The organism is Phytoactinopolyspora endophytica, from assembly GCF_004138495.1.
Taxonomy (GTDB): domain Bacteria; phylum Actinomycetota; class Actinomycetes; order Jiangellales; family Jiangellaceae; genus Phytoactinopolyspora; species Phytoactinopolyspora endophytica.
In genome coordinates, this window is the sequence record NZ_ML142856.1 from 27,676 (window position 1) to 32,478 (window position 4,803).

General features: G+C 67.9%; 2 protein-coding genes. Both read left to right on the forward strand.

Going from position 1 to position 4,803, the window contains the following annotated elements:
* The first annotated feature begins 42 nt into the window (after positions 1-42).
* Complete coding sequence (locus tag ELR45_RS16520; RefSeq protein WP_129667395.1) at positions 43-2,544, forward strand: helix-turn-helix transcriptional regulator; 2,502 nt, start codon at positions 43-45, stop codon at positions 2,542-2,544.
* Positions 2,544-4,803, forward strand: a 2,260-nt coding sequence (locus ELR45_RS35305) for a hypothetical protein (protein ID WP_165367832.1), incomplete at its 3' end; no start/stop codon positions are given. The genes ELR45_RS16520 and ELR45_RS35305, both read left to right, overlap by 1 nt.

Consider the following 4,803-nt stretch of genomic DNA (forward strand, 5'->3'; position numbering starts at 1 on the left):
TGGGCGGCTCATCATGTGTGGGACCGCTGGAGGGGTGGCATCGTGAGGGTCAGCGCGGCTGGAAGCGGACGAACCTCCCGCCAGGTCCTCGTGCGCCCGCGCCTGCTTCAACGCATCGTCGGGAATGATTCCGCGGTTGTCACCGTCGTGCAGGGACACGCCGGCACCGGCAAGTCCGTCCTGTTGGACACCGCCGCGCATCGGTCGAACGCCACCGGGGTGGTGCGCGTCTCGTCCGACGACGAACTGGCGGCGCACATCAGCCGGATCTCGGACGGGGCCGATGCGGCGCCGGGCCTGCTCGTGATCGATGGTGTCGCCGACCCGTCCGGGGAGCCGGTGACCAGGGCCGTCGGGCTGAGCCTGAGCCGGAAGACGCGAACCCGGGTGCTGATCGCCAGCCGCGACCCGCTCGCGGCAGTGACGTCCGGCATGGTCCTCGATGGCGAGGTTCGCATCATCTCCACGCAAGATCTGCTGTTCACACTCGACGAGGCCACGAGTCTGGCTCTGAAGTACAAGAGCGACATCAGCTCGGACGATGTCGCCGAGCTGCACCGTGCGACAGAGGGCTGGCCGGCCATGCTCGACGCGGCGCTGCGCTCGGGCCGGCTCAGCGGATCGTTCACCGAACGGGAGCTGCAGGAGCTGTTCGAGCGGTTCGTGCGGGAAGAACTGCTCAGCGCCGTTCCCACTGACGATCTCGCCATGCTCACCGACGCGTCCGCCGTGCCCCGGTTCGACACCACGGTGCTGGCGACCCTGCTGACGGACCGGTTCGGCCCCGACCTGGACCCGATCGCCGTGATCGACCGGTGGGCCGCGCACGGACGGATCATCCACGACGTGCTCGACTCGCATTGGCGGATCCCACAGCCGATCCGGGAGAGTCTCCTCGCCGACCTGGAGGCCAAGCATCCTGGGCGTCGCGCCGAGCTGACCACCGCGGCCGTGCGGGTACTCGTCGCCGAGGGCCGCACCACGGTGGCGCTTCCGTACCTGGTCGAGGCATCCCTCGACCAGGTGGTGGCAGATGTTCTGAGCGAGAAATGGATCAGCGACGTGGTGCCGAACGGACGGTTCTCCGACACGGGCACCGCTGTGGCATCGGTGAACGACCAGGTGTTGTCCACTGACCCGAGCCTGCTGCTGATCTCTGCCGTCTCGGCTCTAGGGCACCCTGCGGATATTCCGACGTTCGCGCTGCGGCTGTCACAGGCCGATGCGGTCATCGACCGTGCCGCATTCAACGGTCCCCTGGTGACGTTCCATTCACTGAGCATGATGCTCGGGCGTATCCGGGATGACATCGAGCACGCCCACGCCCACGAGGGCTCGGGGCGGGAGTTTCTCGACGCCGCCGATGCCGGCCAGCGACATGAGCACGCGAACCGCATCGCCTACTTCACTATGCAGACCGGCCTGAACAGGCTGGCTGTCGGCCGGATCGACGAAGCCGACGCCGCCCTGAGCTCGGCTCTGTCGAGCGCCAAGAACAACCGGGCGGACTGGTACGCCGCCAACTGCGAGGCGGCGCTGGCGTACACCGCGTTTCTCCGCGGTCAGCTGGAGATGGCGCAGCGAACGGCCCAGGCCTCCTGTGTCCGGGCTCGCGGCATTGGGCACGCCGACGCCGTGTACACCGACCACGCGCACATCGCCCACGCGCTGGTGGAGCTCGAGTATGGCCGCACCTGGACCGTGCCGGCCATCCTGCGCAGGGCCTATGACACGCTCCTCGCGGACGCCGAGCCGCCGGCTGCCCGGCTGGCGGTGGCACACTCCGTTTTCGGCATGCTGACCGATGATCCGTCCGCGGCCGAGCAAGCGCTGCTCCTGTGCAGATCGAGCTATGCCACCAACCGGCTTCCCTTCAATCGTTTCCTCGCCGCCATCGCCCGGGCCCATGCCCGCCTCACCCAAGACGATCCGAAGGCCGCGCTCGCCGAGCTTGAGCACGCCGAGGCTCCGGCCGAGCACGAGGCTCTACTCGCGCTCACCCGGGCGCGTGCGCACCTCGCCATGGACGAACCCCTGGTTGCACAGCGGGAGCTCGCCGCATACGACGGGGATGAGAGCCTGCCTCTGACCGTCCGGGCAGACGTGCAGGCTCTGCAGACCGAGGGCGCTCTACAACGTGGCGACGATGCGCAGCGGCCGTTCCACCGCCTGCTCGCATTGCTGGAGTTCACCGGGGCGCGCCGGCCGATCCTGCTACTGCCTGGACTCTGCGACGCCGTCGTCACGGGCCGGCTCAGCGCGTCGGCGACCAGTTCGTTGGCGAACCTGCACGTGGAGCTGTCAGTCCTCCGGCGAGCCAACCATGAGGGGCCGCCGCGTCTCACGGAACGAGAGGCAGAGGTGCTGTCCGCGCTGGCCGGAGCGGAGACGCTCGCCAACATCGCCAAGGCCATGTACGTGTCAGGCAACACGCTCAAGACGGTCGCCCGCGGCCTCTATCGCAAGCTGGGCGCGGCCGACCGGCACCAAGCCGTCGGCGTCGCCCGAGCGCTGGGGCTTCAGGATTCGCGAGGAGCGACATAGTGAACGGCCACGCGGCCCGAGGCCACCGGTCGTCGCGACACGCGCTCGCCCGACCCCGCCTGACCCAACGGATAGCAGGGAAGGACGCCGCGCCGATCACGGTGCTGCAGGGCCCGCCCGGTCTTGGCAAGTCCGTACTGCTAGACCAGGTGGGCGCCCTGTCGAAGCGGGAGAGGCTTGCGCGGATCGCCTCCCACGACGAACTGGCCGCGCACAATGATCGGCTTTCCCAAGACTCCCAGGCGACGCCGGATCTGGTGCTCATCGACGGCATCGACGGCGCCGATGAGACGTTGGACATGGCCATCCGTTCCAGCCTCGACTGCGGCGCACGCGTGGCCGTGGCGACCCGCGGTCCGCTGGCGACGGTCACCGCCGCCATGGTGCTGGACGGGACCGCTCACATCGTTCCGCCAGAGGAACTGCTCTTCACCTCCGCCGAGATGAAGAGCCTGGCCCACAAGTACAAGGTGGACATCTCCGACGAGGACACGGCCGAGCTACACCGCGCGGCCGACGGCTGGCCGGCGTTGGTGGATGCCGTCCTTCGCTCACGGCGGCAGGACGCGCCGTTGACAGATCGCCGGTTGCGGGAGGTCGTCGACCGGTTCGTGCGCGACGACGTACTCGCCGCCATGCCGGGCACCGAGCTCCCGATGCTCATGTGCGCGGCGTCCATCCCCCGGTTCGACGCGACGGTGCTCGCCCTCCTGTTAGCTGATCTCGATGCTGACGTCGACGCGGTTCAGGCGATCGATCGATGGACTGCGTGCGGTTGGATCATCCACGACGACCTCGACGGCCACTGGCGCATCCCGCAGCCGATGCGGCAGAGCCTGCTCGCAGACCTGGACGTCAAGCATCCGGGACGCCGGGCCGAGCTGACCACCAAGGCTGTGCAGATGCTCGTCGCCGCAGGCCGAACCACCGACGCACTGCCCTACCTGGCCGAAGCGTCGCTCGACGATGTCGTCGCCCGCGTGCTCAGGGACAGGTGGGGCGACGATGTGGCTGCTCAAGGCCGATTCTCGGACACGCATTCCGTGGTGGCCTCGGTGACCGATGAGATGCTGGCCAGCGACCCGAGTCTGCTGCTGATATCCGCCACGTCCGCGCTTCGCGGTCCCACCGACATCGACACCTTTGCGCTCCGGCTCTCCCAAGCCAACTCCGTCGTCGACCGCGATTCGCTTAACGGTCCACTGATGACCTTCCATTCACTCAGCATGATGCTCGCCCGGATGAACGGCGACATCCACCGCGCCAATGCCCTGGAGAGATCGGGGCAGGCATACATCGACTCGGCAACCGACGAGCAGCGCCACGAACAGGTCAACCGCATCGCCTACTTCAAGCATCAGATCGGCACCTCCAGATTGGCGGAGGGTCGCTTGCAGGAAGCCGATGCCACCTTCCGCTCGGCGCGGTCGATGGCCCGGAACAACCGCGCGGACTGGTACGTCGCTGTGACCGAGTCGAAACTGGCCTACGTGTCGTTCCTCCGGGGTGACCTTTCTGCCTGCCGTCAGCAGATCGAATCCACGCGTCTCTACGCCGATTCACGTTCCGACGAGCTGCTCATCCAGCACGTGAATCTGGTACTCGGCTTTCTCGAGCTCGAGCACGGCCGCACATGGAACGTGCCGGGCATGCTGAACCATGCGTACGGCATGCTCCACCACGATGCGGAACCACCAGCCTCCCGGTTGGCGATGGCCTGGGCTGTTCTCGGTCTGATGTCCGCCGACCCGGGAGCTGCCGAGCAGGCTCTGCTTCTGTGCGGCTCGGACTATGCAACGAATAAGCTCCCCTTCAACGGCTTCCTGGCCGTCATCGCCCGCGCGCATGCCCGCCTGGTCCAAGGCGATCCGAAGGCTGTGCTGAACGAGCTGGACGACGTTGCCGCGCCTGAAGGGCATGCCGCGCTTCTGGCGATCACGCGAGAGCGCGCGTGCCTGGCCTTGAACGATCCCCCGGCCGCTGCACGTGAACTGGCGCCGTACAACGAGATGGACGTCCCCCTCCCGGTGACGGTGCGAGCCGACTGGCTGGCGCTTACGGCGGAGTGTGCCCTGCGGCAGGACCTCGACGCGCGGCCGGCATACAGCCGCCTCGTCGCCGTTCTGGAGCGAACGGGTGCCCGGCGGCCGATCCTGCTCCTGCCGGAGCTGCGCGAGGCGGTGGCGAGCGGACGACTCAGCGAGCCGCCGTCGAGTCCTCTGGCCAGCCTCGACGTTGAGGTCACGGCCTTGATGAAGG